Below are 1,723 nucleotides of genomic sequence, written 5' to 3'. Positions count from 1 at the left end.
CTCGCCCTTGCGCCAGATCTTGACCGGCGGGATGCGGACGCCTTCCTCGAAAATCGAATGGGCGTCGATCGGCATCGATCCGGCGACCTTGCCGCCGATGTCGGACTGATGGCCGAACATCGAGGTGTAGGCGATGATCCGCCCATCCTTGTAAACCGGCAGGAGAACGAGCCAGTCGTGGTTATGGCTGATCGCGCCGTCGACCGAATAGGGATCGGACAGAAAGATCATGTCGCCTTCCTCGACCGTGCCGTCGAAATTGTCGAGGAACGGGCCGATGTAGCTGCCGAACTGGCCGACAATCATCTGGCCGCGATGGTTGGCGATGAGCGGGAAGGCGTCGCCCTGCTCGCGGATGCCGGGCGACATGGCGGTCCGGACGAGCGTGGTGTCCATCTCGACGCGGGCGTTGCGCAGCGCATTTTCGATGATGTCGAGCGTGACCGGATCGATCGCGACGGTCTTGAAGGGGGTCTCGTTCGACTGGATGATGGTGGCGGGCATGGGGTGCGCCTTCAGGCCGGAGTGATCAGGATGTTGCCGAAGGCATCGACCGTGCCGATGTGGCGTGTCTCGATCAGCGTGGTCGAGTCCATTTCGGTGACGATCGCCGGGCCGGGGATGACATCGCCGGCGTCGAGCTTCGAGCGGTCGTAGATCGCGGCCGGTTGCTGGGCGCCGTCCATCCACAGGCTGTGGTCGCGGAGCTTGGCTTGCGCAGGGTCGCCGTCGCCTTTCGGCAATTGCAGCGCGGGCAGTTCGAGCGCGCGGCCGGTGGCGACGGCGCGCAGATTCACCAGCTCATGCTCGGTGTCCATATTGAAGGTGAACAGCCGCAGATGCTCAGCGTCGAAGCGGTCGGTCAGCAGCTTGAGGCCGTCGCTGCGCAAATGGTCGAGGTCGACCGTCATCGGCACTTCGAACGCCTGGCCGGAGTAGCGCACGTCGACCTCGAACCCGGTCTCGATCTCGTCGCCGGCGACGCCGTCGGCGACGAGTTCGGCGCGGACCTGGCGCTCCATCTCGGTCAGCGTCGCGATGACCTCGTCGGCGCTGGTGTCACTGAGGCGTTTGGAGAGCGAGCGTGCGGTCTCGGTGCGCATGCGGGTGGTGGCGTCGCCCAAGGCGCACAGCACGCCGGGGCTGACCGGGGAGACCGCCGGATAGCTGCCGAGCAGGCGCGCGACGGCGTTGACGTGGAGCGGGCCGGCGCCGCCGAAGCCCATCAGCGCGAAGCCGCGCGGGTCATAGCCCTGCTGGACCGAGATCATGCGCAGCGCGCCGAACATATTCTCGTTGACGATGTCGATGATGCCGCGCGCGGCGGCCATCAGCTCGATCCCGAGCGCGTCGGCGATGGTCTGGACCGCCGTGGTCGAGGCCTGACGGTCAAGCTTGAAGGTGCCGCCGAGCAAGTTTTCGGGAAGGTAGCCCAGCACGACATTGGCGTCGGTCACGGTCGGCAGCGTGCCGCCCTTGCCATAGGCGGCGGGTCCGGGGACCGCGCCGGCGGATTGCGGGCCAACGCGCAGGGCTTTGGTCAGTTCGGGGACATAGGCGATCGAGCCGCCCCCTGCCCCGACGGTCTTGACGTCGAGCGACGAGGCGCGGACCGAGAGGTGGCAGACTTCGGTCGTGCGGACGCGGCGCGGGTCGCCTTGTTCATTCAGCGCATCGTCGTTCTAGGTGCCGCCGACGTCGAGGGTGAGGATATTGTCGAGCC

The 1,723-nt window shown here is 66.6% G+C and carries 1 protein-coding gene and 1 pseudogene; both read right to left on the bottom strand.

Translation table 11 applies throughout. The annotated features are described in order from the left end of the window. The coding region (locus RMN84_RS04560; RefSeq protein ID WP_309611016.1) for a hydantoinase B/oxoprolinase family protein at positions 1-504 on the bottom strand (504 nt) is incomplete at its 3' end. 11 nt (positions 505-515) lie between these two features. Next, a pseudogene (locus RMN84_RS04555) lies at positions 516-1,723 on the bottom strand (hydantoinase/oxoprolinase family protein); the annotation flags it as partial.

The organism is Sphingomonas sp., from assembly GCF_031380695.1.
GTDB lineage: Bacteria > Pseudomonadota > Alphaproteobacteria > Sphingomonadales > Sphingomonadaceae > Sphingomicrobium.
The sequence above is the reverse complement of the archived record's forward strand: the minus strand, read 5'-3'. Positions and strand labels throughout refer to the sequence as shown.